Origin of the sequence: Marinomonas foliarum (assembly GCF_003337275.1) — a bacterium.
GTDB classification, from domain to species: domain Bacteria; phylum Pseudomonadota; class Gammaproteobacteria; order Pseudomonadales; family Marinomonadaceae; genus Marinomonas; species Marinomonas foliarum.
The window spans coordinates 42932-68833 of record NZ_QPJQ01000003.1 but is presented as its reverse complement, the minus strand read 5'-3'; the positions used below and the strand labels follow the sequence as shown (position 1 = coordinate 68833).

Annotated in this window: 23 protein-coding genes; 8 read left to right on the top strand and 15 right to left on the bottom strand. The window is 42.7% G+C overall.

What is annotated here, in order from left to right; genetic code table 11:
* Nucleotides 1-4: 4 nt before the first annotated feature.
* Entirely contained in the window at nt 5-589 is a 585-nt protein-coding gene (locus tag DFP77_RS02235) for a 5-formyltetrahydrofolate cyclo-ligase (protein WP_114410671.1), read from the top strand.
* A 10-nt stretch (nt 590-599) separates the two neighbouring features.
* Here DFP77_RS02235 and traF (DFP77_RS02230) read toward each other — a convergent pair whose 3' ends face one another.
* The 8 genes from traF (DFP77_RS02230) to astE form a co-directional block, all read right to left on the bottom strand.
* Complete coding sequence (gene traF / locus DFP77_RS02230; protein WP_181858483.1) at nt 600-1874, bottom strand: conjugal transfer protein TraF; 1275 nt, start codon at nt 1872-1874, stop codon at nt 600-602.
* Nucleotides 1875-1981: 107 nt separating this feature from the next.
* Nucleotides 1982-3229 carry a conjugal transfer protein TraF gene (traF, locus tag DFP77_RS02225; protein ID WP_114410669.1) on the bottom strand — a complete coding sequence of 416 codons (1248 nt, stop codon included), beginning with the start codon at nt 3227-3229 and terminating at the stop codon, nt 1982-1984.
* A 192-nt stretch (nt 3230-3421) separates the two neighbouring features.
* Nucleotides 3422-4216 carry a 3-deoxy-manno-octulosonate cytidylyltransferase gene (gene kdsB, locus DFP77_RS02220; protein ID WP_114410668.1) on the bottom strand — a complete coding sequence of 265 codons (795 nt, stop codon included), beginning with the start codon at nt 4214-4216 and terminating at the stop codon, nt 3422-3424.
* Nucleotides 4216-4797: a KdsC family phosphatase gene (locus tag DFP77_RS02215; RefSeq protein WP_114410667.1), complete on the bottom strand. Its 582-nt coding sequence runs from the start codon at nt 4795-4797 to the stop codon at nt 4216-4218. The genes kdsB and DFP77_RS02215 overlap by 1 nt, the downstream gene beginning before the upstream one ends.
* 3 nt (nt 4798-4800) lie before the next feature.
* Entirely contained in the window at nt 4801-5667 is an 867-nt protein-coding gene (kdsA, locus tag DFP77_RS02210) for a 3-deoxy-8-phosphooctulonate synthase (protein ID WP_114410666.1), read from the bottom strand.
* A gap of 74 nt (nt 5668-5741) precedes the next feature.
* Nucleotides 5742-6728: a KpsF/GutQ family sugar-phosphate isomerase gene (locus DFP77_RS02205; protein ID WP_220235515.1), complete on the bottom strand. Its 987-nt coding sequence runs from the start codon at nt 6726-6728 to the stop codon at nt 5742-5744.
* Between the two features lie 116 nt (nt 6729-6844).
* Nucleotides 6845-7837, bottom strand: a complete 993-nt coding sequence (gene znuA, locus DFP77_RS02200; RefSeq protein ID WP_114410665.1) for a zinc ABC transporter substrate-binding protein ZnuA — start codon at nt 7835-7837, stop codon at nt 6845-6847.
* 106 nt (nt 7838-7943) lie between these two features.
* The gene (gene astE / locus DFP77_RS02195) at nt 7944-8960 is read right to left on the bottom strand and encodes a succinylglutamate desuccinylase (RefSeq protein WP_114410664.1); all 1017 of its coding nucleotides are present in this window, start codon (nt 8958-8960) and stop codon (nt 7944-7946) included.
* Between the two features lie 250 nt (nt 8961-9210).
* On the opposite strand from astE, the gene DFP77_RS02190 reads away from it, so the two are divergent.
* The 3 genes from DFP77_RS02190 (at nt 9211) to hemE (ending at nt 11782) form a co-directional block, all read left to right on the top strand.
* Complete coding sequence (locus DFP77_RS02190; RefSeq protein ID WP_114410663.1) at nt 9211-9747, top strand: NUDIX hydrolase; 537 nt, start codon at nt 9211-9213, stop codon at nt 9745-9747.
* Nucleotides 9734-10516 carry a DUF2927 domain-containing protein gene (locus DFP77_RS02185; protein WP_114410662.1) on the top strand — a complete coding sequence of 261 codons (783 nt, stop codon included), beginning with the start codon at nt 9734-9736 and terminating at the stop codon, nt 10514-10516. Before DFP77_RS02190 ends, DFP77_RS02185 begins: the two co-directional genes overlap by 14 nt.
* Before the next feature lie 165 nt (nt 10517-10681).
* Nucleotides 10682-11782, top strand: coding sequence for a uroporphyrinogen decarboxylase (gene hemE / locus DFP77_RS02180; RefSeq protein ID WP_114410661.1), 1101 nt, complete (start codon nt 10682-10684; stop codon nt 11780-11782).
* 47 nt (nt 11783-11829) lie between these two features.
* Here hemE and DFP77_RS02175 read toward each other — a convergent pair whose 3' ends face one another.
* Nucleotides 11830-12198, bottom strand: coding sequence for a hypothetical protein (locus tag DFP77_RS02175; protein WP_114410660.1), 369 nt, complete (start codon nt 12196-12198; stop codon nt 11830-11832).
* Nucleotides 12199-12326: 128 nt separating this feature from the next.
* On the opposite strand from DFP77_RS02175, the gene DFP77_RS02170 reads away from it, so the two are divergent.
* The gene (locus tag DFP77_RS02170; RefSeq protein WP_110577288.1) at nt 12327-12665 is read left to right on the top strand and encodes a P-II family nitrogen regulator; all 339 of its coding nucleotides are present in this window, start codon (nt 12327-12329) and stop codon (nt 12663-12665) included.
* 57 nt (nt 12666-12722) lie between these two features.
* On the opposite strand, the gene DFP77_RS02165 is transcribed toward DFP77_RS02170, so the two are convergent.
* The 5 genes from DFP77_RS02165 to DFP77_RS02145 form a co-directional block, all read right to left on the bottom strand.
* Nucleotides 12723-13433 carry an ABC transporter permease gene (locus DFP77_RS02165; protein WP_114410659.1) on the bottom strand — a complete coding sequence of 237 codons (711 nt, stop codon included), beginning with the start codon at nt 13431-13433 and terminating at the stop codon, nt 12723-12725.
* Between the two features lie 3 nt (nt 13434-13436).
* The gene (locus tag DFP77_RS02160; protein ID WP_114410658.1) at nt 13437-14126 is read right to left on the bottom strand and encodes an ABC transporter permease; all 690 of its coding nucleotides are present in this window, start codon (nt 14124-14126) and stop codon (nt 13437-13439) included.
* Between the two features lie 131 nt (nt 14127-14257).
* Complete coding sequence (locus DFP77_RS02155) at nt 14258-15016, bottom strand: transporter substrate-binding domain-containing protein (protein WP_114410657.1); 759 nt, start codon at nt 15014-15016, stop codon at nt 14258-14260.
* Nucleotides 15017-15094: 78 nt separating this feature from the next.
* A complete protein-coding gene (locus DFP77_RS02150) occupies nt 15095-15862 on the bottom strand; it encodes an ABC transporter ATP-binding protein (RefSeq protein ID WP_114410656.1) in 768 nt (255 codons plus the stop codon).
* Nucleotides 15863-16017: 155 nt separating this feature from the next.
* Complete coding sequence (locus tag DFP77_RS02145) at nt 16018-17037, bottom strand: GlxA family transcriptional regulator (RefSeq protein WP_114410655.1); 1020 nt, start codon at nt 17035-17037, stop codon at nt 16018-16020.
* 295 nt (nt 17038-17332) lie between these two features.
* Between DFP77_RS02145 and DFP77_RS02140 the strand changes: the two genes are divergently transcribed.
* Together DFP77_RS02140 and DFP77_RS02135 are read left to right on the top strand one after the other, a co-directional pair.
* Complete coding sequence (locus DFP77_RS02140) at nt 17333-22150, top strand: NAD-glutamate dehydrogenase (protein ID WP_114410654.1); 4818 nt, start codon at nt 17333-17335, stop codon at nt 22148-22150.
* Nucleotides 22151-22204: 54 nt separating this feature from the next.
* Nucleotides 22205-23440: an aspartate aminotransferase family protein gene (locus DFP77_RS02135; protein WP_114410653.1), complete on the top strand. Its 1236-nt coding sequence runs from the start codon at nt 22205-22207 to the stop codon at nt 23438-23440.
* A gap of 59 nt (nt 23441-23499) precedes the next feature.
* Here the strand turns inward: DFP77_RS02135 and DFP77_RS02130 are convergent, their stop codons facing one another.
* A complete protein-coding gene (locus tag DFP77_RS02130; protein ID WP_114410652.1) occupies nt 23500-24360 on the bottom strand; it encodes a PhzF family phenazine biosynthesis protein in 861 nt (286 codons plus the stop codon).
* A 220-nt stretch (nt 24361-24580) separates the two neighbouring features.
* Here DFP77_RS02130 and sbmA point away from each other — a divergent pair, with 220 nt between their 5' ends.
* Nucleotides 24581-25864, top strand: coding sequence for a peptide antibiotic transporter SbmA (gene sbmA, locus DFP77_RS02125; protein ID WP_114410651.1), 1284 nt, complete (start codon nt 24581-24583; stop codon nt 25862-25864).
* The last annotated feature ends 38 nt before the right edge of the window (nt 25865-25902 follow it).

The following is a 25902-nucleotide window of genomic DNA, read 5'->3' as shown; positions in this document are numbered from 1 at the left end:
TTTTATGACCTCTCATCTAGACCCTAGACAAACACTTCGTCGACAGCTAAGACAAACTAGAAGAAACCTATCAGCAGAAGAACAACTAACCGCTGCGACTCAGCTGGTTTCTTGCATTAAGAATTGTCCTGACCTTCCTGAAATAGAGAACGCTAAACGCGTCGCCTTGTACCTTACAAATGATGGTGAAATTTCCCCACACCTTTTATGCGACTATTATTGGCAACAAGGAATCCAGACTTACCTTCCTGTTGTACAAGGGAAACAATTAACTTTTGCACACTATTCACCCGATACTGTTTGGCAAGAAAATGTTTTTGGCATTAAAGAGCCCGTGACCACAGAATATCTGTCAGGGGATGAACTGGATATCGTTTTGCTACCTTTGGTGGGATTTGATACAAAAGGTGGTCGTCTTGGTATGGGAGGTGGTTTCTACGACAGAACATTCGCCGACAAGAAAGCCAACGAAAAGCCACTATTGATCGGTTTGGCGCACAACTGCCAAGAGGTAAAAAGTCTGCCTATTGAAGGTTGGGATGTGCCATTACAAGCGATAATAACACCAAGCCATATTATCAATGTCTAAGTTAAAAGACCTAAAATGCGAACGCATACCCTAAAGAAAAGCTAACGCTTCTCGGTGTACTACCGGCTGTTTCTAAACCATAAGCCAAATCAAAGTTTAAGCGCCTACTTAAGGTTAGACCACCTGTTAAATAGCTCAACTGACTGCCTACATGGTTCTTTCTGTAGCCAATACGAATACCGGGGAAGAGAATATTGTCGCTAAAATGAGAAATCGACACTGTACTCCATTGATATTTATCACCCAAAGGCCCGGCAATTGAGTTCACATCAAATGATCCCGCTAGGGACCAGTTTTGATTAACACTTATAATCGCTGCATCAACTGTCAACTGTGCTTTCTTCTTATAAGTTTCATTAAGTGTTAGCTTGTTTTTATCTGCCAACTCAATGGCCACATTACAAGCATTCAATTTAGAACCGGATAAGCCTGCACAATTACCCAGTTTTTTAAACTTAAACTCTGGTTCATTAACGTTAGCTACCGTCGCACCTAGTTGATAATTCGGCGCAGCCCAGATCGCACCAAGATCTATTCCTATCCCAGAATCAACATAATCGCGGTCAAATATGTAGCTCATCGACAAGCTATCATCACCGTCACCTTCTGATAACACTGAAATTTTTTGGCCTAGGGCCATTCTATGCAAGTTTACTTTCCCCCCTACAATAAGCGCACCACTGACTGGCCTGCCCACCAACTGACTATAACCAACACCAAAGCGATAATCCGTTGCCCGCTTTATAATGACAGAAGAGTTAGATTCAAAATTAAAATCACTGCCTGTATTAACAACTGAAATATCGTCCGCTATTAACCCTAATCGAGCGACGAAAGAAGCACCCGCATCGATAGAAAAAGCGCCTCGATTCCGAGTCTTGTAAATAATTGGTGCAAATGGCGCTTGTAAGGAACCATAGACTTTAACGTAAGCATCGCTTTCTAACGACGCAAGAGAGGCGTTTACTTCAACTAAAGCAGCATTAATTTCAGCTTCGGTACTATAGTCTGCTTCCAGTTTATCACCAAGATCACTAGCTTTGTCCTCTATTCCCTTCACATCACCAATCTCTAACCCAAAATCTAAAGGCCCCAAAAAACCGACTCGAAAATTATTTATGGGGGTCATCAAATAAGATGCGGCAGGATTTGATAAAGATGTCTCTAATGATTGTCTATTTGCGTAGCCCCCTAAAGAAGTATTGGAGCCAATAGGCACATACACAGGCGCGGATGCCGCGACATTCGCGCTAATAACAATCAAAAATAAAACTAAATACTGCATCAATCCATTATCCATTTAGGGGAAATATTGTATCTATCTGCACTTCAAACAAAAAAGCCGATAACCTTACAAAGGTTATCGGCTTTATTTGTTAAATCTTTACAGTTTTAGAACGCAGTATCATAACCAATAGAGAAGAAAGCACTACGAGGCATTTCATCACCGTCTTCGTCTTTAACTGTGTCCAAACCAACCGCAAGATCAATATTTAGACGCTTAAGAAAGGTTAGACCAAAAGTCGCATAGCTTAGCTCTGTACCGGCCATATTCTGACGGTAGCCAACGCGAAGACCAGGAAGAAAGTGTGAGTCGCCATAGTAAGACACAGACGCTGCAGCCCATTGATATTCATCACCCACAGCATCTTTTACAGCATTAGTGTCGTAAGACATTCCTAAAGTAACTTGCTTACCTTTAGTAGAAACAGCCGCATCAATTGTGCTCTGCATCTCCATCACATATTTATCTGACGCGGTAATACCGTATTTATCCGCAGCGCCATTCGTTGTAATAGGAGCACCATCAAATTCAGGCTCATTAATATTCGCAAGGGTTACGCCAACTTGGTAGTAATTAGACACCCAAACAGCGCCCAAATCGATACCAACACCTGTGCTGCTAACGGCATCATCTGAAATAGAATCCGAAATGGCATCGCCCGCTTCAACATCTTCATCATCCAATCTCACCAAAGCACGACCCATAGAGAGATTATGAAGGTTTGCCTTAGCACCCCCCACTAACATACCGTGGGAGTTTTCCCACATAGACTGGCTATAACCAAACCCAATTTGAAGGTCGACAGCGGTTTGTGCGTAAAAGGAAGTATCAGTTTCTAATTTACCAGCACCTATATTAGCCTCAACATCATCTGCCAATAAGCTACCTTTAACAACAGCAGACACGCTTGCATCCAAAATGAACGCAGCGTTATTATCGGTTCTGTAAATCACAGGCATAAATGGCACTTGCATACCGAGGGATGTTTTTACATACGCGGTATTACCAATTTCATCCAAAATATCATTTGCACGATTTTTGTTACTTAAAGCAGTCGCTGCAGTAGCATTATCAATAAGATCTTCTATCTCTTCAACTTGATCGCCTAGGTCACTCACATCCCCCATCTCGATACCGACACTCAGAGGACCGACAATACCAAAACGGAAGTTGTCTTCGTCTTCTTGATTAACCATTAAAAATGGTGCGGCTGGGTTAGCAAGAGCGGTAGCCAATGCACGTTGGTTAGGTGCATTACTCAAGGTAAAGCTAGAGCCTACTGGCTGATTGACCGGCATTGCTGCCAATACTGCGGTGCTTAATAAGCTGCTTGATACAAGTATGAGTTTTTTCATGATTTAGCCCTTCGCGACACAAAATTTAAGTAATTAGCAAAAAATGATCACCTTTAAACTAATTGTATACGTATTACTTACATTTTTCCTACCCTAAATGAGGGAAAAATATACCAAAAAACACATAAAGCATAAAAAAAACGGCAAACCTAATAAGGTTTGCCGTTTTAATTGTTTTTTTAAATAAATAGACTAAATGCTATCCAAAGAAAGCTGATACCTAAGCTTTTCCAAATCTTCTGGCGTATCCACACCATGAGTAGGCAAACCATCAGCCAATGCTACTTGCACCTTAATGCCTTGATGCAAGAAGCGTAGCTGCTCCAGCTTTTCCCAACGCTCTAATGGCGACATAGGTAAATCCGCGTATCTCGCCAATAAGCTGGCACGATAAACATATAAACCAATATGACGAAGCGCCGGAAAATCAGTAGGCAGCATACCGGTTCGCTCCATATTGCTCGCAAAACCATCTCTATCCCACGGCATAGGTGAGCGACTAAAATACAGCGCGCGCTGCTTTTCATCACAAACTACTTTCACCACATTAGGGTTAAATAAATCTTCAACTTGATCAATCGCACAGGCGACCGTCGCCATCTCAGCTTCTTTATCTTGGTTTAACGCGATTACACTTGAATGAATCAAGTTAACCGGTAAAAAAGGTTCGTCACCCTGCACGTTAACGACAATCTCATCGCCCAGCCAACCCATTTTTGCCGCCACTTCAGCAAGACGTTCTGTGCCGTTTTCATGGTCATCACGAGTCATCACCACTGAAGCACCAAAACCTATTGCCGCTTTTTCAATAAGTTGATGGTCTGTGGCAATCGTCACAGACTTTGCGCCAGCCTTCAAAGCGAGCTCATAAACCCACCGTAATACTGGCTTACCACCCAAATCTGCCATTAGCTTTTGTGGAAAACGTTGAGAAGCGTAACGAGCAGGAATAACAATGTGAAAATCAGGTAAAGATTGAGAGGTCATTATTTTTCAAACTCCGGCTTTTGAGCCAATTCATAAGCGTGCTCTAAGGACATTCGAGAGGCTAACACCATGTCAGCGACTTCTCTAGCGACACCTTCACCGGCAGCTTTACTGAGTATAATCGGACAATGACGTTGCAATAAAATATGCGCATCAGCGGGACATAAAGCAACGCCAACCTTAGGCATAACCTGAAGGTCAATCACATCATCCCCTACATAAGCGGCTTCATCTGGTGTAATCCCCAAACGCTCGACCAACCCATCAAACGCTTCAGCTTTGTTATGACAACCGGGATAGAAATGCTCTACTTTTAGCTCTTTCATCCGCTGTCTTAATGGTGCAGAGTCTTTTGCGGTGATCACCGCAACCTGAACGCCCCACTTTGGCAATAACTTCATTGCTACGCCATCTTTTACATTGAAGCGTTTTATGGTTTCGCCTTGCTCAGTATAAAGCAGACGTCCGTCAGTTAGTACGCCATCCACATCAAAAACCACCAGCTTCAAGGCTTGTAGTTTAGCTAACAAACCTTGATCAGCTGCAAGCGCAGGATAAGAAGAAAGAAAAGCCGCATCCATTTATTAAACGCTCGTATCCAATGTTTCGAAGGTTTTTACCAATTCATCAAGCTGTTTCATCTGCTTTAGGAATGGCGCCAATTTACCCAAAGGCAAAGCACATGGACCATCGCATTTAGCATTATCTGGATCTGGGTGGGTTTCTAAAAACAAACTAGACAAGCCAAGTGACATACCGGCACGAGCCAGTTCTGTTACTTGCGCACGACGACCATCGGCAGAATCTTCACGGCCACCCGGACGCTGCAAAGAATGGGTTACATCAAACATGACAGGGAAACCAAACTTTTTCATTTCACCAAAGCCAAGCATATCAACAACCAAGTTGTTGTAGCCCATCATGGTGCCACGCTCACAAAGCATAAGTTGATCATTTCCGGCTTCTTGGCATTTTGTCAGGATATGCTTCATTTCGTGAGGCGCTAAAAACTGCGCCTTTTTTATATTAATTACAGCACCAGTTTTTGCCATTGCAACAACCAAGTCTGTTTGACGAGATAGGAATGCAGGCAATTGAATCACATCTGCTACTTCTGCAACTGGCGCACATTGGTATTCTTCGTGAACATCGGTAATCACTGGCACACCAAAGGTGTCTTTGATCTCTTGGAGAATTTTTAGACCTTCTTCCATACCTGGACCGCGGAAAGAGTTGATAGACGAGCGGTTCGCTTTATCAAAAGAGCCTTTAAAGACATAAGGGATACCCAGCGCCTCTGTTACTTTTACATGCTCTTCTGCAACACGCATTGCCAAGTCGCGAGACTCTAGTACATTCACACCACTGAACAATACAAAAGGAAGGTGGTTAGCTACTTCAACCTTATTGCCAATTTTAATAATCTTTGATTCTTGAGCTGACTGCGTCATGAGAACTCCATTTTAATCTAGGTTTGCTCACTTTAGACAAATCTAAAGCGGCGTAGAATTTCTTAAGCCGTTTTTTATCGATCGTAAATTTCTAAAATACCGGATACGTTATTCGTATCGTCCACCACAACCAACAAGGTGATTTTATCGTGCAGCATTTGCTCTTCCGCCTGCACTATCATCACATTTTCATTGATGGTTTTTGGATTGGATGTCATTAAACTGGCCATGGTTTTATGTATCATACCCTCGCTTTCTTTTAGCATGGCACGACGTAAGTCACCATCGGTAAAAATACCCAGTAACTTGCCGGCTTGTTGAATCAATACAACACCCATTCTGCCATAAGTCATAACTGTTATAGCGTCTTTTAATGTGGTCTCTGGTGTACAAACAGGCAGGTTATCTTTGTGCATCAGGTCTTTAACACGAGTTAACAGTTTACGACCTAAGCTGCCACCAGGATGAAAGCGGGCAAAGTCTTGTGGTTGAAAGTTACGGCATTCCATCAAAGCCACGGCCAAGGCATCACCCATGGCGGTTGTCATGGTCGTCGATGTCGTAGGCGCTAAATTATTTGGGCAGGTTTCTTTATCAATAGAAAGATCCAGTACGCAATCGCAATGTTTCGCCAAAGTAGAATCTGTGTTTCCTACCATGGCAATACTTGGGTTTCCGAAACTTTTAAGAGAAGGCAGTAAACGCATCAGCTCTTCGGTTTCACCAGAAAAACTGATCAGCACTAATACATCTTCCGGCTGGATCATACCTAAATCACCATGAAAGGCTTCACCCGGATGGAGAAAGAAACTAGGCGTGCCTGTTGAGGCTAAAGTAGCCGCAATTTTTTTACCGATTAGGCCAGATTTACCCATGCCACAAATAATCGTACGACCCTTACTTGCAAGAATCATTCGAACGGCTTTGGGGAATTCTTCGGTTACTTGATTGGCTAGATTAGCTAAGGCTTGAGCTTGTGTCGATAAAGTGCGTCGAGCACTTTCAGTAAGGATATCGGAGTGGGTACTCGAATCAGTACTCAAATTAAATAGATCGCTCATAAAGCCTCGCTGCTCAATGTAATAATCGTAAAGTGAAATCATTATACAGAGGAGGAAGCGGAAGAACTATCAAAGAGCAAGCATTCAACACTTACTCTTTGATAAACGCAGAAGAATTATCCTAAGCAGCTAAGAAATTGACCGCTTAAGCTGTCTAAGAATGAAAAATAAGCATTTGTCCCCATCTTCACTTTGCTACCTAATGGATCCAAAGGTGCTGTTTTTACATCAGTACCATCAAGTAAGGTTTTCACTATTGCGGGACTAAATTGCGGCTCACTAAACACACACTGCACTTTGTGCTCTTGGATTTCATGACGGATCTCAGCAACCTTTTTCGCGCCTGGTTTACGCTCTGGGCTGACGGTAATTTCGCCAGCGTGGCTCAAACCATAATGCTGCTCAAAGTAACTATAGCCATCATGGAATACAATATAAGGAACTTTATTGACCTTGTTGAGTGCTTTGCGAATTTCTGCATCTTTCGCACTCAAACCTTTCTCAAAGGACGCCAAGTTCTCTTTGTAATACTCAGCATTCGCCGAATCTAATGACACCAAACGAGCTGTGACAGCTTTTGCCAATACTCTAGCGTTATCAGGTGATAGCCAAACATGTGGATCTACGCCATCATGATGATGTCCTTCGTGTCCTTCGTGTCCTTCGTGTCCTTCGTGATCACCATGCTCTTCGTGATCATGATCATCATGCGCTTCGTGGTCATGATCATCATGAGACTTTTCTGCTTCGTCCTCATCATGATGATGTTCTTTAGCGAAGTTATGCAATGCCATACCATCTAATGCTAACCACTCGATTGACGAGTCTTCTTTGCCTGCATTTTCAAGTGGTTTTTCTAAAAAGCGTTCTAAAGACTCACCTACCCAAACGACAGTATCTGCTTTCAATATTTTTTTGAGATCCGAAGGACGCATTGCAAAATCATGCGGCGATGCCGTACTAGATACGATCTGCTGTATATCCGCTTTATCACCAGCGATTGCTGCCACTACCATAGAAACAGGCTTAATACTGGTGGCAATAACAGGTTTAGCTAATGCTAAGGGAGATAGAGCAGATACACCTAAGGCAAGAAGAAGTTTGTTCATTATTTACTACCACTTAATTAATGTTATAACGTAACAATACGATATAAAAAAAAGAGATTCAAGCAGTTTGGCTTAAATCTCTTTTTTTACACGCCATGAGCATAGCTCAATTAAGCTGTAAATCGTCCAGTGCTACTGGTCGTACCATCAAACCAGCACGCTGCCCAATCGGAAGGTTCGTGTTGGGGAATACGATGGCATCACCTGTTTGCTTTATATAATAAGCACTCTTCTTCGAATGAGCCATGCGATGGCCTTCTTCAAACTGAGTAAAATTCTTTACCTCATTATCGATAGAGAGCTCATAGCTGTCGTCGTCTTTCACCAAGCTATCCAATACACGAAATACCTGCAAATCAGCTAAAGAAGACTCCGCAAAATCACCCTTTTCTAGTAATAATATTAAGCTGGCATCTAGGTCGGCAAAACGCGACAAATCATTCTCACCAAAAGGATATACTTTCCCAAGCTCTACTGTAAAAGCATGAGCACCGTGCTCCACATAGCTATAGTATGAAAAGGTTGTGGTCGGTTGATGTGACAGCAATACAGCGTTAATACCACTGGCAGATAAGAATGCGAGTTGCTCTTTGTTATACACCGCATTTTTGACATAAGGGTAAACCACAAATTTTTCATGCATTGAGCCGCGAATTGCAGTATGCAAATCATAATGTAACTTTACACACTCTACTTCATTATCAGAAATCGCATAAAAATCACTAATTGCCTGCTCTAGACGCTGAGCCCTCCGGGCTTCAAAGCCTTCGTAATTCTTCCAACCACCATTAAAAAGACGGTTAAGGTTTACGTCACAAAAACGCTTAGCTAAGTTTGCCGCCACAGGATTGCCAATTAATACCAACAACCTTATTTTCAATGAAATTCGACCGTCTAAAACAGCTGCGACCAAGTTGTTCACCAGCTCAATTGGCCCAGTCTCATTACCATGAACTCCAACCGATAACACAAGGCTAATGCGACTTCTATGCTTAGGTTCAAGGCGTAAAATACCGGTATCTTCAACAAAGCCCACACCACTTGGAAAAGTGAACTGAAACGGTGCTACAGCATCTTGATTTTCGAGTGTAAAAGCTAAAAAATCATTGTTCAAAATGGACATATTTCACCAACTTTTCCTATCATTTTTTTCACAAGATAAGCCTATAATACGTTTTAATCATACTGTTTTTACACACGTGATCACCCGTAATCTTTGTAGCCGCATAAAATGTATAAAAACAGGTCGCTTTTTTTATACTCTCTCAACACTGAATCGTTTACTTTCTTAACTCGTTAGAAGGCTTTTCTTTCAAGACAAATGCCGATACCCTTTCGTTTTCTACTATATTCACTTTTAAATAGAGTATTTTATGCCTGTAAATGACGAAGTCATTACCTTAGTCGACAGAAGTAACAAGGTCATTGGTGATGTGCCAAGACACTTAATGAACTTTGGCAGAGACTACCATCGTGTTACTTACATCTTGGTATTCAACCAAGCAGGCAATTTACTCGTTCAAAAAAGAACCGATAACAAAGCGTTTTGCCCAGGATTCTACGGTGTAACCACGGGGGGCGTGGTCGAAAAGGGAGAATCCTACATTGATTCTGCGCACAGGGAATTGCAAGAAGAGCTAGGCTTTGATGCTCCACTTGAAAGCCAAGGGGTCTTTTTCACAGAAGGTGAAGGCTTCAAGATATGGGGCAAGATTTTTACCTGCCACTATGATGCGGCAATACATGGCGAGCTAACTTTACAACCTAAGGAAGTCGCTTCAGTCCATGAAATGAGCATGGATAGTATTATAGGTAACACTGGCGAACTACCCTTTACTCCAGACTCACTCAGCGCACTAAAACACTACGCCAATAAATTAACTCAGCCTAAGCCTGATGATCCGCTGTAGTATTCTTTGCTTCCTCTCCATGCTTGCTTCCTCGTTCGCACTAGGCGAAGAGCGTTGGCAAAATGACGCGTATATACAAGACAGTTTCATGAAAATTGCCTTAGAGCGTGAATACAAAGAAACCAAACACCCTAAGCTCATCCGCTGGGCCACCCCCATCAAACTGTTTTTTGAAAGCGACAGCGGTGATGCCAATCTACAAAAAGAACTACTTAGTGTTCATGCCCAGCACCTCTCCTACATAACTGGGTTGTCTATCGACTTCACCGATGATCCTAAGCAAGCCAATATTTTTGTCATTTTTACCAACTATGACAATTTGGAAAACAAAGTAAGACAATACATAGGCGACCCAGAAAAAATTCGCACAGCACTGAATGAAGCGATTTGTTTAGGAAATTTTCGCCGTAATAGGAACTACGAGATAACCAGAGGAAGCATTATTATTCCGGTCGATTATGCTCGTATAAAAGCGCGCTTTTTAGATTGCATTGTCGAAGAAATCACCCAACTACTGGGCCTTCCTAATGATTCAAATGATGTATTTCCATCCATTTTCAATGATGTCAGCATCGATTCTTACCTTAGCCCGTTAGATTATTTATTACTTAAAGCGCTCTATTCCCCTCACCTTAAACCGGGAATGGATGTGACACAAACAAGGGCAGCATTCCCTAAACTATTAGCAGAGCTACACGCCAACAAAGACATAGAAAATGCAGCTCAGCGAGTTCAGAAGCACAGCCTTAAAACCTATTTAGGTGATTAATGTGTCTTATAATTCGCCAATCTCATGGACAAAAACAAACCCTGCCATAGATCAATATTATTGGCCTTTTCAGCCGCCTTCTCATAAATTGTGCTTATTCACTCTGCTTTTCCTGTCCAACTTAGGTAAAATGCGCCAACTGAAAATTCATACTGGAGAGTCCTAATGTTTCCTGAGCTAAAAAATGACCGCTTTTTGCGCGCATTACTCAAACAACCTGTCGATACAACGCCTGTGTGGATGATGAGACAGGCAGGACGCTACTTACCAGAATACCGTGCAAGTCGTGCAACAGCTGGCGACTTCTTAAGCCTTTGCAAAAACGATGCATTCGCGTGCGAAGTGACACTTCAACCATTGAAGCGATACGATTTAGACGCTGCTATTTTGTTCTCAGACATTCTTACTATCCCTGATGCAATGGGCTTGGGTCTGTATTTTGAAACAGGCGAAGGTCCTAAGTTCAAACACACCATCCGCAGCCAAGCTGATGTTGATGCAATTCCAGTAACCACTGCCAGTGACCTAGATTATGTAATGAAAGCAGTGACGACGATTCGTCATGCTTTAAATGGGGATGTACCTCTAATTGGTTTCTCTGGTAGCCCATGGACATTGGCAACCTACATGGTAGAAGGCGGTTCCAGCAAAGACTTCCGTCACATCAAAGCCATGATGTACCGTTCGCCAGAAACCCTACACGCCCTACTTAGCAAAATTGCGAAATCGGTTATCGCTTACCTTAATGGTCAAGTCTTAGCGGGGGCTCAAGCTTTACAGATTTTCGACACATGGGGTGGCGTGTTAAGCGGACCAATGTATCAGCAGTTCTCATTGCTTTATATGAAAGAGATTCTGGATGGCTTAATTCGTGAGCATGAAGGCAGAAAAATCCCTGTCATTCTATTCACTAAAAATGGCGGCCAATGGCTAGAAAACATAGCTGCAACTGGTGCCGATGCCCTAGGTTTGGACTGGACAACAGACATATCAGAAGCCCGTGCTCGCGTCGGTCATAGCGTTGCTCTACAGGGTAATATTGACCCTTGCGTTTTATATGCAGGCAAAGAGGTAATAGAGCGTGAAGTAGAAAACGTGTTGTCGGGCTTCGGCACCGGCAGCGGACATGTGTTTAACCTTGGCCATGGCATTCACCAGTTCGTGAACCCAGATCACCCTAAATATTTAATCGATGCTGTCCACGAACTAGGGAGAAAGTACCACGAACCTAAATTCGACGACCTAGATTCATTAAACGGCCTTTAATATTCACGTCCTCACTGTGAGCCTTTTATTGTTGGGCTCACAGTAGTTCATTTATCTAACTTGACAAAACACTGCAGACATACCTTTTCCGCACTCTTCGCTTGCTTAATCCAGACGCCATCCGATTTCCTTATTACACAATCAAACGCCTCATTTACGTAACAACAAACATGATCAACCCCTTGCCCATCTAGCCAAGACAATCGCCCTAATAAACGGCCATTCATCAGTGGAATTAATACCAGTCGCAGCCGAAAGTTTTTTTCTAATCCCTTAGTTTGATAACAAGCAACACTTTGCGGAGCCGACACACTCGTAAGCTGAACACCTTCTTTATGAAAAAGCAGATCTGTAACATCGGTAAAGAACGACTCTGAACCAAACGTAAAACGATCACTTGATGCTATTGTTTCCATTTTCAGCACCTTATATTAAGGAACATAGGTTCACTAAATGTAGATCATAATCATCGAGCCAGTGGCGACTTTTACAATAGAGTGGTATTTTTAGACTAATTAATGCTTTATTCGTATGGAGAAAAGAAATGAAATTAATCACGGCCATTGTTAAGCCTTTCAAACTAGACGAAGTGCGCGAAGCACTTTCTGAAATAGGGATTAACGGCATTACCGTCACAGAAGTGAAGGGTTTTGGTCGCCAACGAGGCCATACAGAGCTGTATCGCGGCGCAGAATATGTTGTCGACTTTCTGCCGAAGGTCAAGTTAGAGCTTGCTGTAGAAACTGATCAAGTAGAGCGCGCAATTGAAGCTATTCAACACAGCGCGAACACTGGAAAGATTGGCGATGGCAAAATTTTCGTAACAGCACTAGAACAAATCATCCGTATTCGTACTGGTGAAACAGGCGCTGAAGCAATCTAATTATGAGTGAATATAAAAAAAGAGGCCTAGGCCTCTTTTTTTATATTCAACAATCTATCAACCTTTGTCTGGCACCTTAATCGATAAGGTTCCTAGGTAACGATTTTGACGCAATTCAATTTGACGAAAGATCGCAATAATCACAATACTAATCACCAAATAAATAACCCCTGCCGCTATAAAGATTTCCATAGGTGTATAGGTTCTTGCGATGATAGTTCGCGCCATCCCAGTTAAATCCAGAATGGTAATCGTACTCGCCAAAGCACTGCCTTTTAGCATCAAGATAATCTCATTGCCGTAAGCAGGTAAAACGATACCAAAAGCACGAGGCAGTAAAACCCGTCGATACATCTGAGTCTTCGTCATACCAATAACTTTACATGCTTCAACTTCCCCATGCGGAATAGCCTGAATCGCACCACGGAAGATTTCAGCCGTATAGGCAGACGTATTCAATGTAAAAGCAATGATGGCACACCAAAATGGTTCCTTCAGTACCGGCCATAAGAAGCTCTCTCGTACTGCATCAAATTGCGAAGCGCCATAATACACCAAAAATATCTGCACTAGCAGCGGAGTACCACGAAAGAAAAAGATATACGCAAAAGGGATAGCTCTGATCCATCCTATGGGTGAAATCCTTGCTAGTGCAATTGGCAAAGCAAAAATACCACCCAGTATGATAGAGATCATCACTAACTGAAGGCTAACCCAAGCTCCTTCTAACAAACGCGGGAAATATTCAATAACAACCGAAAAGTCCATACATTATCCCCTTGTTAATCCGCGACTGGCTCGTTTTTCCATAAAAGAAACGAACACCATAGAGATAATGGTCAAAGCCAAATACATAAATGCCGCTACCAAATAAAACAAAAATGCTTCTTTGGTACTACTCACTGCGATATTGGCTTTTCGCATAATATCGTCCAACCCAACAACGGAGACTAATGCAGTGTCTTTTAGCAGAACCAAAAACAAATTCCCAAGCCCAGGCAAAGCAATTCGCCATACCTGCGGCAAAATAATACGGTAAAGCTTTCTAATAGGCCCCATTCCTAATGCAGTGGCCGCTTCATGCTGCCCTTTTGGAATGGATTGTAACGCACCACGAAATACCTCAGTGGCATAGGCTCCAAACGTTAGTCCCAACGCTGTTACGCCAGCAGCAAATGCGCCAACCTCAATGTACTCGTCATAACCAAATAATCCAGCTATGGCCATCAAGACACTGGTAGCGCCAAAATAAATGATAAGTACCGTTAGGAGTTCAGGAATGCCGCGAATAATGGTTGTATAGCCATTAGCTATCCACCGAAAAGCACGTACAGAAGATAATTTTGCAGACGCGCCTAGCAATCCTAAAATAAGACCGACGAACAGCGAAGACAAGGCTAGCTCTAAGGTAACAACAGCACCTTGTAACAGCTGATCACCGAACCCATGAAGATCAATCATAGTTTTTTCTCAGAGTAAGCTTAAAGTAAGTTTCTTGGTACAGGAGCACCAAGAAACTCTAAGAAATATCAACACTCGAACACATCAAAGGGTCATTACAATCTCAAATAACAACCCTTTGAAATACCCACTTAGTAGATAGAGAAAGGGAAGTACTTAGCATTAATTTTCTGATAAGTGCCGTCAGCAAGAATCGCATCAAGCGCCTTGTTGATCTTCTCTTTCAATTGCGTGTCGCTTTTACGAACGGCAATCGCAATGTTATCCGTCTTCATGAACGCATCGCCTTTGAACTCAAATGCAGAACCGCTTTCAGAGGTTTTCAGCCAGTTGTAAGTAGGCAATTCATCAGACAAAACGATGTCTAGACGACCAGAAACTAGATCTAAATAAACATTATCTTGGTTATCATAAAATTTAAGGTCAGCTTTGCCTTCAAAGTTATCTTCTAAATACTGCGCACCTAGAGTCGCGCGCTGCGCACCGATAGTTTTGCCAGATAAGTTCGCTAGGTCAAAAGTTTCGCCAACACGACCCATGAAGCGCAAGCCACCAGAGTAATATTTATTAGTAAAATCAACAACTTTCAAGCGATCTTCAGTGATTGACATAGATGCGATGATTGCATCGAACTTACGCACTTTTAGGCCCGGAATAAGACCATCCCAATCTTGCGTTAGAATCTCACAATCCGCAGCCATTTTTGCACACAAAGCACGAGCAATATCCACGTCAAAACCCTGAGGCTTACCTGCTGAATCAATGAAGTTGAATGGCGCCCATGCACCTTCTGTTACAAAACGAACTTTATCAGCTGCTTGTGCAGAAACTGATGATAACGCTGCGCCTAACAATAACGCTGAACCCAATGCTATTTTTTTAAATTTCATTGCAATATCCCCTTAGTATATTTGCTTATATAATCATTTTTGATTTTATATTTTCGTTCGCTTAAATGTGCTGTTAACTTAAAACACACTGGATAAGAAAGCCTTACAGCGTTCTGATTTTGGCGCTCCAAACACTTGATCTGGAGTGCCCTTTTCTTCCACCACACCCTGATGCAAGAAAACAACTTCGCTCGAAACATCACGAGCAAAATTCATTTCATGAGTAACAATCAGCATGGTTCTACCTTCTTCTGCTAAATTGCGCATCACACCAAGCACTTCGCCCACTAATTCAGGGTCTAACGCTGAAGTTGGTTCATCGAACAATATCACCTGCGGATCCATTGCCAATGTTCTAGCGATAGCAACACGCTGCTGCTGACCACCCGAAAGCTGATTAGGATACATATCCTTTTTCTCCGCGATACCAACCTTACGCAATAAATGCTCAGCATACTCTGCTACTTCATGCTTAGGGCGCTTTAGAACATGTAGAGGTCCTTCCATCACGTTCTGAAGAATGGTCATATGCGGCCACAAATTAAAGCTTTGGAAAACAAACCCAATTTGCTGGCGCATTTGAGTAAGTTGCTTCATATTGCTAGCCACTAAGTCGGATTCACCTTGAATCAAATCAAGCTTATTACCGTTAAAAAGAATTTCACCGCGAGTTGGATTTTCAAGCATGTTCACACAGCGTAAAAATGTACTTTTACCTGAACCACTTGATCCCAAAATAGAAATGACATCGCCATCATAGGCTTTTAAAGAAATACCCTTTAACACCTCGACATCACCAAACGTTTTGTGAATATCAATGAGCTCTAACGCCGGGACTTTCGACATGTTCTCTACCTTCTTTATTTTATGTGAACTTATTACTTTTTATCTAGTATATGCACAGTCATTCAACTGCACCAAATCCATGAGGGTAATACACCCTAAGCTAACTAACTAGAATACAAGAATCACGCCAAGAGCAATTCACCCCGTATTTTAAGTTACTTTTTCCAGAGCCGCCTCTTTTTCTTGTCCATTTGGACAGGCGCAGAGCTTTTATTATGAATTTTATTACGCTCTTCTCTTGGCGTAATGCCGAAGAAGCCCTTGTAAGTTGTACTAAAATGGGGCGCAGAACCAAATCCGCACTCTGTACCTATTTCAGTAATCGTCTTATCCGTTTGAGTTATTAGCTGCTTCGCATGTTGAAGACGCAATTCTAAGTAGTATCGAGATGGCACAATATCTAAATTACTCTTAAATAATCGCTCCAAATGCCTCCTAGAAACCCCCACATGATAAGCAATATCATCAGATGATAAGGGTTCTTGAATATTGGCTTCCATTAGCTGAACCGCTTCAACTAATTTAGGCTGACCTGTACCAATACGCGCCTGTAGTGGAATTCGCTGCGGGTCTTCATGCGTTCGTATTCGCTCACAAACAAACTGCTCGGATATCCCACTTGCTAACGACATGCCATGCTGTTTGCCTATCAAAAACAACATCATATCCATGGCCGCAGTCCCACCACTGCAAGTATAACGGTCTCGATCCACTTCAAAAAGGTGATTTGAAACGATCGTCTGTAAAAATTCATCTCGCAAATTTGCCAAACTGCGCCAATGAATCGTGGCTCGATAGCCATCAAGCAAGCCCGCTTTTGCCAATAAATAGCTTCCTGTGCAGACGCCGCCCAAGCCGATGCCTTTTTTTGCTTGTTTTTTTATCCAATTTTCTAAAGTCAGACTTTCGTTTTTTATCCCAGGAGAAGAACCGCATACAAAAATCGCGTCTAAATCACCCAAAGCATCACTTGTTAGATAGTCTGAAACCGTTGAAACACCCGTATTAGAAGGAATTTCTTTTTCTTCATGACTAATTGTGCAAAAAGAATAGAGCTCTTTTCCTGCCACCCAGTTCGCCATATGCAATGTTTCAATAGCAGAGGAAAAACCCAACATGGAATAATGTGGCAACAGCAAAAAACCGTACTTTAAAGGTTTTTTACTCGCCTGCATGATTTCTCTTGATGCGAATTCAGTCTTGTACAAAATATTATCCTGCGAACTATAGACAAATAAGGAGTTTATTTCGTTTAAAATGGATAACAAAGGTTTTTTTCGTGTTGGGCAAGACTTTTCTGACCCAATTAACCAGACAACACAACAATGTGTCGCAATTTGAAAAGTTACCCGCTATCAAAGGAGGCGAATTTTCATAATAATCTAACACAGAGTCCTAACCCCATACTTTCGAAAAATTGCATTTACAACTAGTTTTATTAAGAACACCACTCATGAGGGATGAGTTCTAATGACTGATTACAAAAAAAACGAATTGATCGAACGCGTTGAAGTTGAAATAAATGATAACTTTAGTGCCGCAGAAGCAAACAACTTGATTCAACTAACCCGTCTTTACTTTCAGGACTCTCTAACTGAAGACTTGGTTAATGAATCGATAGAAAACCTATATGGCACAATACTTTGCCTTTGGGATTTCATCCAGCAACGCCCAAGCAACCAACCTAAAGTTCGTGTCTACAACCCGAACTACGAGGAGCACAGCTGGCAATCCACTCATACCGTTATCGAAATTCTAACGGATGACATGCCTTTCCTTGTATCGTCTTTCAATATGGCATTGGTTCGTCTTGGCCACACAATTCACCTAACAGCACACCCTGTTGTGCCGGTGGACCGTAATAAAAAAGGCGAGTTGCAAAACATCAACCTCTCTTCCAAATCTCATGAAGCTATGATGCGCTTCGAAATAGACCGCCTTTCAGACATCAACCTTCTTGATGAAATAAAAGATGAGTTACTAAGTAGCTTAGTTGATGTGAAAAAAACCGTCTCAGATTGGCCAACAATGAAAGCCAAACTAAATGACGTTATTGCAGAGTCTGAGCAACTACCACACCTGAAAGCCAATGAAGAACACTTAGAAGTTCTCGATTTCTTGCGCTGGGTAGCGAATGACCACTTTACCTTCATTGGTTTCCGCGCCTATGACCTATCTGTTGAAGGTGAAGAAACACACCTTAAATTAGTCGATGGCTCAGGGCTTGGTACATTCCGCGATATTAACGACAAAAAAGTAAAGCGCGACATTATCTTGCAAGACCACTTAGCCAAGCTTGCAGTCGATACCAGCAACATATTAGTGCTAACCAAATCAACAGCTGTTTCTACTATTCATCGCCCGGTTCACTTAGATTATCTTGGCATTAAGCGCTTCGACAAAAAAGGCAATGTAGTCGGCGAATGGCGCTTCTTCGGCCTTTACTCTTCTGCCGCTTATATTGCTCGCCTGCAAGATATTCCATTATTGCGTAAAAAGCTCAATGTCATCGTAGAAAAAGCCAACGTCGATCCAAATAGTCATAAAGGCAAAAACCTTAAGCATATTTTAAACAGCTACCCGCGTGACGAGATGCTTCAAGCGCCAGTTGATGAGCTTTTTGGAACTATCGAAAGCATTTTGGCGATCCAAGAACGACGCCAATTGCGCGTATTCCTGCGCAAAGACATTTACGGCCGTTTCCTGAACGCTTTGGTGTATGTACCACGAGATCGTTACAACACGGAATTGCGTATCAAAATGCAAGACATCTTGATGAACGCCTGTAACGGCACAAGCTCTGAATTCAACGTGCAGTTTTCACAATTGGTCTTGGCGCGCGTCAACTTCACTATTCAAATAGCCGATCCTAAGCAAAGCCCAACCATCGACGCAGAAGAAATTCAGCGCAAGATGCAAGACGCAATGAGTTCATGGGAAGACAAGCTATTAACGGCTCTCCATAAAAGCCACGGTGAAGAAAGCGGAAACATTCTTTTCAACGATTATGTGCCTTATTTGCCCGCTGCTTACCGTGAAGATTTCTCTCCAAATGCGGCCGTCCTAGACATTGAACGTTTAGCTCAATTATCCGGTGAAGGCGATATTTCAACGCACATCTACCGTCAAGTTGGACAAACGAAAAACAATTACTTCTTCAAGGTGTATGGTACTGGCACAACACTCATTTTGTCTGACGTATTGCCTATTTTGGAATGTATGGGGTTACGCGTTCTAGAAGCTCGCCCATATGAATTAGATCAAAATGGCGATGGCTCTGCGAACACTTGGGTCGTCGAATTTGCCATCAGCGTAGACGCCGATGTAAACCTTGAAAAGAGCACTCAGCGCGAAGCGTTCCAAGACGCGTTCAACCAGGTATTCAGCCGTCGCGTTGAAAATGACCGCTTTAATGCTTTGGTCCTAAGCGCTTCCCTAACATGGCGTCAAGTCACCATGTTAAGAGCTTTGACCAAGTACTTAATGCAACTTCAAGTGCCTTTCTCTCTTCAATACATGCAGCAAACACTAGAGAAAAACGCAGGTATTGCTCGCCTTTTGGTTCAACTATTCGAACAACGTTTCGACCCTAGCCAAGAAGCCAAGCGTGACGACAAGGTACAAAAGTTACTTGAGAAAATCGATCTAGAATTGGACCAAGTTGCCAACTTGGATGAAGACCGTATTCTGAAACACTACCTTTCTGTGATTCAGGCAATGTTACGCACAAACTTCTATCAAGCAGGCGCTGAAGGCGAAGTAAAAGACTACGTTTCTTTCAAACTGGACCCTTCTCAAATTCCAGCCGTACCACTTCCAAGACCAAAATTTGAAATATTCGTTTATGCGCCTTGGGTAGAAGGTATTCACATGCGTGGCGGTAAAGTTGCTCGTGGTGGCTTGCGCTGGTCTGATCGTATGGAAGATTTCCGTACTGAAGTACTTGGTCTAGTAAAAGCACAAATGGTGAAAAACGCTGTTATCGTTCCATCAGGAGCAAAAGGCGGCTTCGTTGCCAAGCAGCTTAAAAAGAACGCGTCTCGTGAAGAAGTACAAGCAGAAGTTATCCACTGCTACACCACTTTCATTAGCGGTTTGCTAGACATTACTGACAACTTAGTGCAAAACCAAGTGGTTCCTCCACTGTCCGTACTTCGTTACGACGAAGACGACCCGTACTTAGTCGTTGCTGCAGATAAAGGCACAGCCACCTTCTCTGACTTAGCAAACAGCATTTCTGCGAAATATGGTTTCTGGTTAGGCGATGCCTTTGCCTCTGGTGGTTCTAACGGTTACGACCATAAAAAAATGGGCATAACGGCCCGCGGCGCTTGGGAATCCGTTAAACGCCAATTTAAAGAGATCGGTATTGATTGCCAAACGACAGACTTTACCGCTGTTGGCGTCGGTGACATGGCGGGTGACGTATTTGGTAACGGCATGCTGTTATCGAAACACACTTGTCTAATCGCTGCGTTCAACCACATGCATATCTTTATCGACCCAACGCCAGATGCAGAAACATCTTTTACTGAGCGTGAGCGCATGTTCAAACTGCCTCGTTCCTCTTGGGAAGATTACAACAAAGAGCTTATTTCAAAAGGCGGCGGTATTTTCAATCGCTCTGCGAAATCTATCCCTATCAATGCAGATATTCGCAAAGCTTTGGGCATCGAGGGCAATATCAAATCCATGGCTCCAACTGATTTGATCAACGCGATTCTAAAAGCGCCTGTGGATCTACTTTGGAACGGTGGTATCGGCACTTATGTGAAATCCGAAGGCGAATCCCATGCTGATGCTGGCGACAGCGCAAACAACGGATTGCGTGTAAACGGTAAAGAACTACGTTGTAAAATTGTCGGTGAAGGCGGAAACCTAGGTTTAACACAGCTAGGTCGTATTGAATTCGCTCAAAAAGGTGGCTTAATCAGCACAGATGCGATCGATAACTCTGCGGGCGTAGACAGCTCGGATCACGAAGTAAACATCAAGATCCTACTTAACCGCGTGGTCGAGAACGGTGACCTGACCGAGAAGCAACGTAACAGCTTATTGGCTGAAATGACGGATGAAGTGGGTAAATTGGTGTTACGCCACAACCGTGGCCAAAGCCACGTATTGTCTTTGGCAAACGCACAGGCACCAGAGCGTTTAACCGATCATTGGCGTTTGATTCAATCTCTTGTCCGTGAAGGTCGTTTGAACCGTGAAATCGAGTACTTGCCTAGTGACACGCAAATCAAAAAGCGCTTGAACAAGGGCCAAGGCTTAACACGCCCAGAGATATCGGTACTACTTGCTTATTCAAAAATCAAATTATCTGAGCAGCTAGTAGAAGACAGTATTGGCGAAGACGTGGATTTGACCACTCAGATCAACGAGTACTTCCCAACACAGCTGACCAAGCACTTCGGCGGCCAAATGTCGTCACACCCGTTGATTCAAGAAATCATAGCCGGGCACGTGACAAACAACCTAGGCAACCGCATGGGGCCAACGTTTACAACTTACATGCAAGAAGAGACAGGCGCATCTTCGTTGAACGTCGTTCGAGCCTACATGGCAGCAGAAGATATTTTTGGTATTCCAGCGCTTTGGGATGCGATCAACAACTTGGACTTCTCTGTGTCTAACACAGTATTGAATAGCCTGTTAATTCGCATTCAAGGACTTCTAGAGAGAGCAACTCTATGGTTACTGCGTAATACACGTGAAAGCCTGTCAATCCAGCGCTTAAAAGACACTTATAAGCCTGGCGTTGAAGTGATTAGAGCCAATATGCAGGCAATTTTGACAGAATCAAGCCAAGAGCATTTGGCCGATATTGCTACTGGCCTTGTCGAGAAAAACATCCCTACTGAGATAGCGGAAAGATTGTCTTCTCTGCATTACCTATTCTACGGACTAGACATAATCCGTGTTGCAGCGAATACCGACACGGAAGTCCTAGATGTGGCTCAAACTTATTTCGCCCTTGAAATGGATCTAGAGTTGCACTGGTTGCGTCACAAAGTCAGCGAACTGTCAGCTGATGATATGTGGCAACGTCGAGCAAAATCAGGGTTAGGCGACGAAGTCGACAATAGCTTAAGAACCCTCACCCAAGAAGTTATTCAGTCCAGTGTTGATATCAAAAAACTGGAACTACGTTTAACTCATTGGCGCGAGTCAAATAGTGACAGTATCAAACATTACCGTGCCGCTTTTAGCGAAATAAAAGCGGAAAGCGAATTAACACTCGCCATGGTAACTGTCGCTATTCGTGAGTTGAGAAATCTGATATAAACCAACAGGTGGCCGCCATTGCGGCCGCCTATTTTTAAGAGGTCTTTTTTTAGGATGGATAGAAAAGTGACACAACAAGTAACGAGAGCAACCTTTGACGAAGTAATGGTTCCTAACTATGCACCTTCTGCGATTATTCCAGTGCGTGGCGAAGGCTCTCGCATATGGGACAAAGAAGGCAAAGAATACATCGACTTTGCAGGCGGCATTGCTGTTACTGCATTGGGTCATTCCAATCCAACTCTCGTCAACGTCATGCGTGAGCAAGCTGGACAACTTTGGCATTTATCCAATGTCATGACTAACGAACCAGCACTGCGATTGGCTAAAAAATTGACTGAAAAGACCTTTGCTGACCGAGTCTTCTTTGCAAATAGTGGTGCAGAAGCCAACGAAGCGGCTTTTAAACTCGCTCGTCGTTACGCGTTTGATCATTTCGGTCCTGAAAAACATGAAATCATTGCTTTTAACAAGTCTTTCCATGGCCGTACCTTGTTTACTGTTTCTGTGGGCGGACAGGCAAAATACAAAGAAGGTTTTGAGCCGACACCAGGCGGCATCAAACATTGCGACTACAACGACATAGAACAACTTAAAGCAATCATCAGTGATAAGACTTGCGCCGTAGTCATGGAGCCTATTCAAGGCGAAGGCGGTATCATTCCGGCCAACATTGAATTTGCCAAACAAGTACGTGAACTGTGTGATCAACACAACGCATTATTGGTTTATGACGAAGTTCAATCCGGCGTAGGCCGTACAGGCACCTTCTTTGCGTATGAGCAGTTAGGTGTAACACCTGATGTATTAACAACCGCTAAAGCACTTGGTAACGGCTTCCCTGTTGGCGCTATGTTAGCTACAGAGAAAGCGGCAAAAAGTTTGGCCTTTGGTACTCACGGCAGCACTTATGGCGGTAACCCAATGGCTTGCGCTATTGCTGAAGCCGTTGTTGATATCGTTGATACTCCTGAAGTACTCAGCGGCGTGGCAAAGCGTCATGACTTATTTGTTGAAGGCCTGAAAGCGCTAAACGAAAAGCACCATGTCTTTAAAGAGATTCGTGGTATGGGTCTTTTGATTGGTGCTGAAATGATTGACAGCCTTGCTGGAAAAGCTGGCGAGATCATTAAAGCCGCAGCCGAAGAAGGTTTATTTGCTCTTGTTGCTGGTCCAAACGTATTACGTTTAGCCCCGTCTTTGATCATTCCAGAACAAGATGTTGCCGAAGGCCTTGCTCGACTAGATAAAGCCATTGCAACTGTAGTGGCAAACAACAAAGCTGCATAAGCGATTCAGCACTAGACAAAACAATTAAAAATCGGACTTAGGTCCGATTTTTTTATGCCTTAAAGGTTAATAGAAACCACTTTATCAAACGCCCCTTCCCCTCCGACTTGAACCTGAGTCAACTCTCCATTTTCTATTGCTAATTGAGTCACTAGACACGATGGCATTTTCATCGCTCTCCCTTGCTCAAAAATCGCTTGCTGATAACCAAAATGACGATGCAAATAACAGGCTAGCGCACCGCTCGAACTGCCGGTAGCAGACTCTTCAGGAATACCAACCGCTGGCGCAAAATTTCGACAACTTGCCGTATAAAACGCTTCTGGCGGGTTCATTTCAAATACGTGAAATCCGACACATTCATGCTGCTGACAAAAGTGCGTTATCGTATCATTATCAACTTCAAGGCAATCCAGCACGCCATAAGGAACAGGAACCATAAGATCAATCAAGCCAGTAGAAATAGTTTGAATAGGCAAACCTGTTTGAGCTATCAGTGACGGTTGAATACCTAACATAGGTGCGATCTCTTGAGCACTATATTCGGCAAACCAAGTTGGTAAACTTTGGCTCATTAAAACATCACCGTTTAATGCCACGTCTACAGCTAATACACCCGCTTTAGTTTCTTGCTTATAACGTCCAGCCGGAATATATTGCAAATGATGTAGCAACCAAAAAGAGCTTAACGTGGCGTGGCCGCAGAAATCGACCTCCACGGTGGGAGTATAAAAAGATACATGGAAATTAGCCTTATCACTTTTGCTAACAAAAGCTGTTTCCGATACACCAACTTGCTTCGCTATGAATTGCTTCTGTGGTTCGGTTAACGAATCCGCATTCAACACTACACCGGCTAAGTTTCCACCTTTTCCGGCAATAGAAAAAGCCCTAACTAAATACACCTCAACTTGTTCCATATAACGAGTCCGTCTCCCTGATTTGGTACAATATCGCTTTATTATAGTTAAAATGTTTATCTCTTAGCTAATTATCGCCTTTTTTACTGATTCCTTGTGGGCTGTTTGATTGTGATTATCACTTGACTGGTTTAAGCTCAGATACATCGTCATTAAACAATCCCGCGTAAATCAATGGTTTATGGCACCTTCAACCTATCAGATATAGAGAAACGACACTGTGTTTCAATCTTTCTTTCCAAAACCTAAATTATTTTTTCTTAGCTTTGCCTTATGGGCACTTGTTTGCGTCATTGGATGGTACTCTATCGTTCAGGACTTAGGACACATTTTAAGTCTAGGTTCTCTTTTTGGTGTCCACTTTCCTGAAGCTTTGGCAGAAGGCGCTGATGCCACAGCACAAACCGCTTTCCAGAGTGCACAAAATACTGCATTAGATGTGTGGCTATACCAATATATGGCGGCTTGCTATCTAGTATTTATTAGTATTTGGGTTATTTATGGTGGTCAGAAATGGGCTAAATGGTCAGTCATTGGTTCAGGATTAATCGTATTTATAACTTGGTTCCAAGTACAAGTAAGTGTGATGCTAAACGAGTGGTATGGCAGCTTTTACGACCTTATTCAAAAAGCATTAGCAGAACCGAATAGTATTCTACTGTCTGACTACTATGCTCAGCTATCTACTGTAGCAGTCATCATAATGGTTGCTATAACAGTGTCCGTTCTTAGCAACTTTTTCATTAGTCACTACGTATTCCGCTGGCGTACAGCTATGACTAATTACTACACTTCCAAATGGGATCAGGTACGCCATATTGAAGGTGCATCACAGCGTATTCAAGAAGACACCATGCGCTTCGCTTCTATTGTCGAAGGGCTAGGAGTGAGCCTTTTAAGATCTGTTATGACGTTAATTGCCTTTTTGCCTATTTTATGGAGCTTATCTGGATACGTTAAAACCCTTCCACTTGTTGGTGAAGTCCCACAAGCATTAGTATTCACCGCCATTATATGGTCAATATTCGGTACTCTTTTACTGGCGCTAGCAGGAATTAAACTTCCTGGCTTGGAGTTTAAAAATCAACGTGTTGAGGCTGCTTACAGGAAAGAACTGGTTTATGGTGAAGACCACGCTGACAGAGCAACGCCAATTAGCCTTACTGAACTGTTTGATAACGTACGTAAAAACTACTTTCGCCTGTATGCAAACTACCTATATTTCAATGTCGTTCGTTACGGTTATCTTAATGTTGGGCAGTTTGTTCCACTGATTGTATTAGCACCATCTATCATTGCTGGCGCTTTCACCCTAGGCATTATGCAGCGCGTTCTAAACGCCTTCAACCAAGTTGAGAATTCGTTTCAATACCTAATCAACTCTTGGACAACGATTGTAGAACTATTATCTATTTACAAACGTTTGAAAGCATTTGAAGCAGTGATTGACAATCAACCACTGCCTGAAGAAGACGCGGCGTTTCTAGATAAAGAAAATAGCTAACCTAGTTAGCTAAAATACAATTTTAGACATGAAAAAGC

Bases quoted from the DNA above. Each gene is read 5' to 3' on its own strand.
- DFP77_RS02185 (WP_114410662.1), top strand. From the start codon at position 9,734: ATGATCCGCTGTAGTATTCTTTGCTTCCTCTCCATGCTTGCTTCCTCG.
- DFP77_RS02150 (WP_114410656.1), bottom strand. From the start codon at position 15,862: ATGTCGAAAGTCCCGGCGTTAGAGCTCATTGATATTCACAAAACGTTT.
- DFP77_RS02130 (WP_114410652.1), bottom strand. From the start codon at position 24,360: ATGGAACAAGTTGAGGTGTATTTAGTTAGGGCTTTTTCTATTGCCGGA.
- kdsB (WP_114410668.1), bottom strand. From the start codon at position 4,216: ATGACCTCTCAATCTTTACCTGATTTTCACATTGTTATTCCTGCTCGT.
- DFP77_RS02215 (WP_114410667.1), bottom strand. From the start codon at position 4,797: ATGGATGCGGCTTTTCTTTCTTCTTATCCTGCGCTTGCAGCTGATCAA.
- traF (WP_114410669.1), bottom strand. From the start codon at position 3,229: ATGAAAAAACTCATACTTGTATCAAGCAGCTTATTAAGCACCGCAGTA.
- DFP77_RS02170 (WP_110577288.1), top strand. From the start codon at position 12,327: ATGAAATTAATCACGGCCATTGTTAAGCCTTTCAAACTAGACGAAGTG.
- znuA (WP_114410665.1), bottom strand. From the start codon at position 7,837: ATGAACAAACTTCTTCTTGCCTTAGGTGTATCTGCTCTATCTCCCTTA.
- DFP77_RS02140 (WP_114410654.1), top strand. From the start codon at position 17,333: ATGACTGATTACAAAAAAAACGAATTGATCGAACGCGTTGAAGTTGAA.
- DFP77_RS02205 (WP_220235515.1), bottom strand. From the start codon at position 6,728: ATGAGCGATCTATTTAATTTGAGTACTGATTCGAGTACCCACTCCGAT.
- DFP77_RS02190 (WP_114410663.1), top strand. From the start codon at position 9,211: ATGCCTGTAAATGACGAAGTCATTACCTTAGTCGACAGAAGTAACAAG.
- DFP77_RS02160 (WP_114410658.1), bottom strand. From the start codon at position 14,126: ATGATTGATCTTCATGGGTTCGGTGATCAGCTGTTACAAGGTGCTGTT.
- kdsA (WP_114410666.1), bottom strand. From the start codon at position 5,667: ATGACGCAGTCAGCTCAAGAATCAAAGATTATTAAAATTGGCAATAAG.
- traF (WP_181858483.1), bottom strand. From the start codon at position 1,874: ATGCAGTATTTAGTTTTATTTTTGATTGTTATTAGCGCGAATGTCGCG.
- DFP77_RS02145 (WP_114410655.1), bottom strand. From the start codon at position 17,037: ATGCAGGCGAGTAAAAAACCTTTAAAGTACGGTTTTTTGCTGTTGCCA.
- hemE (WP_114410661.1), top strand. From the start codon at position 10,682: ATGTTTCCTGAGCTAAAAAATGACCGCTTTTTGCGCGCATTACTCAAA.
- DFP77_RS02175 (WP_114410660.1), bottom strand. From the start codon at position 12,198: ATGGAAACAATAGCATCAAGTGATCGTTTTACGTTTGGTTCAGAGTCG.
- astE (WP_114410664.1), bottom strand. From the start codon at position 8,960: ATGTCCATTTTGAACAATGATTTTTTAGCTTTTACACTCGAAAATCAA.
- DFP77_RS02165 (WP_114410659.1), bottom strand. From the start codon at position 13,433: ATGGACTTTTCGGTTGTTATTGAATATTTCCCGCGTTTGTTAGAAGGA.
- DFP77_RS02235 (WP_114410671.1), top strand. From the start codon at position 5: ATGACCTCTCATCTAGACCCTAGACAAACACTTCGTCGACAGCTAAGA.
- DFP77_RS02155 (WP_114410657.1), bottom strand. From the start codon at position 15,016: ATGAAATTTAAAAAAATAGCATTGGGTTCAGCGTTATTGTTAGGCGCA.
- DFP77_RS02135 (WP_114410653.1), top strand. From the start codon at position 22,205: ATGGATAGAAAAGTGACACAACAAGTAACGAGAGCAACCTTTGACGAA.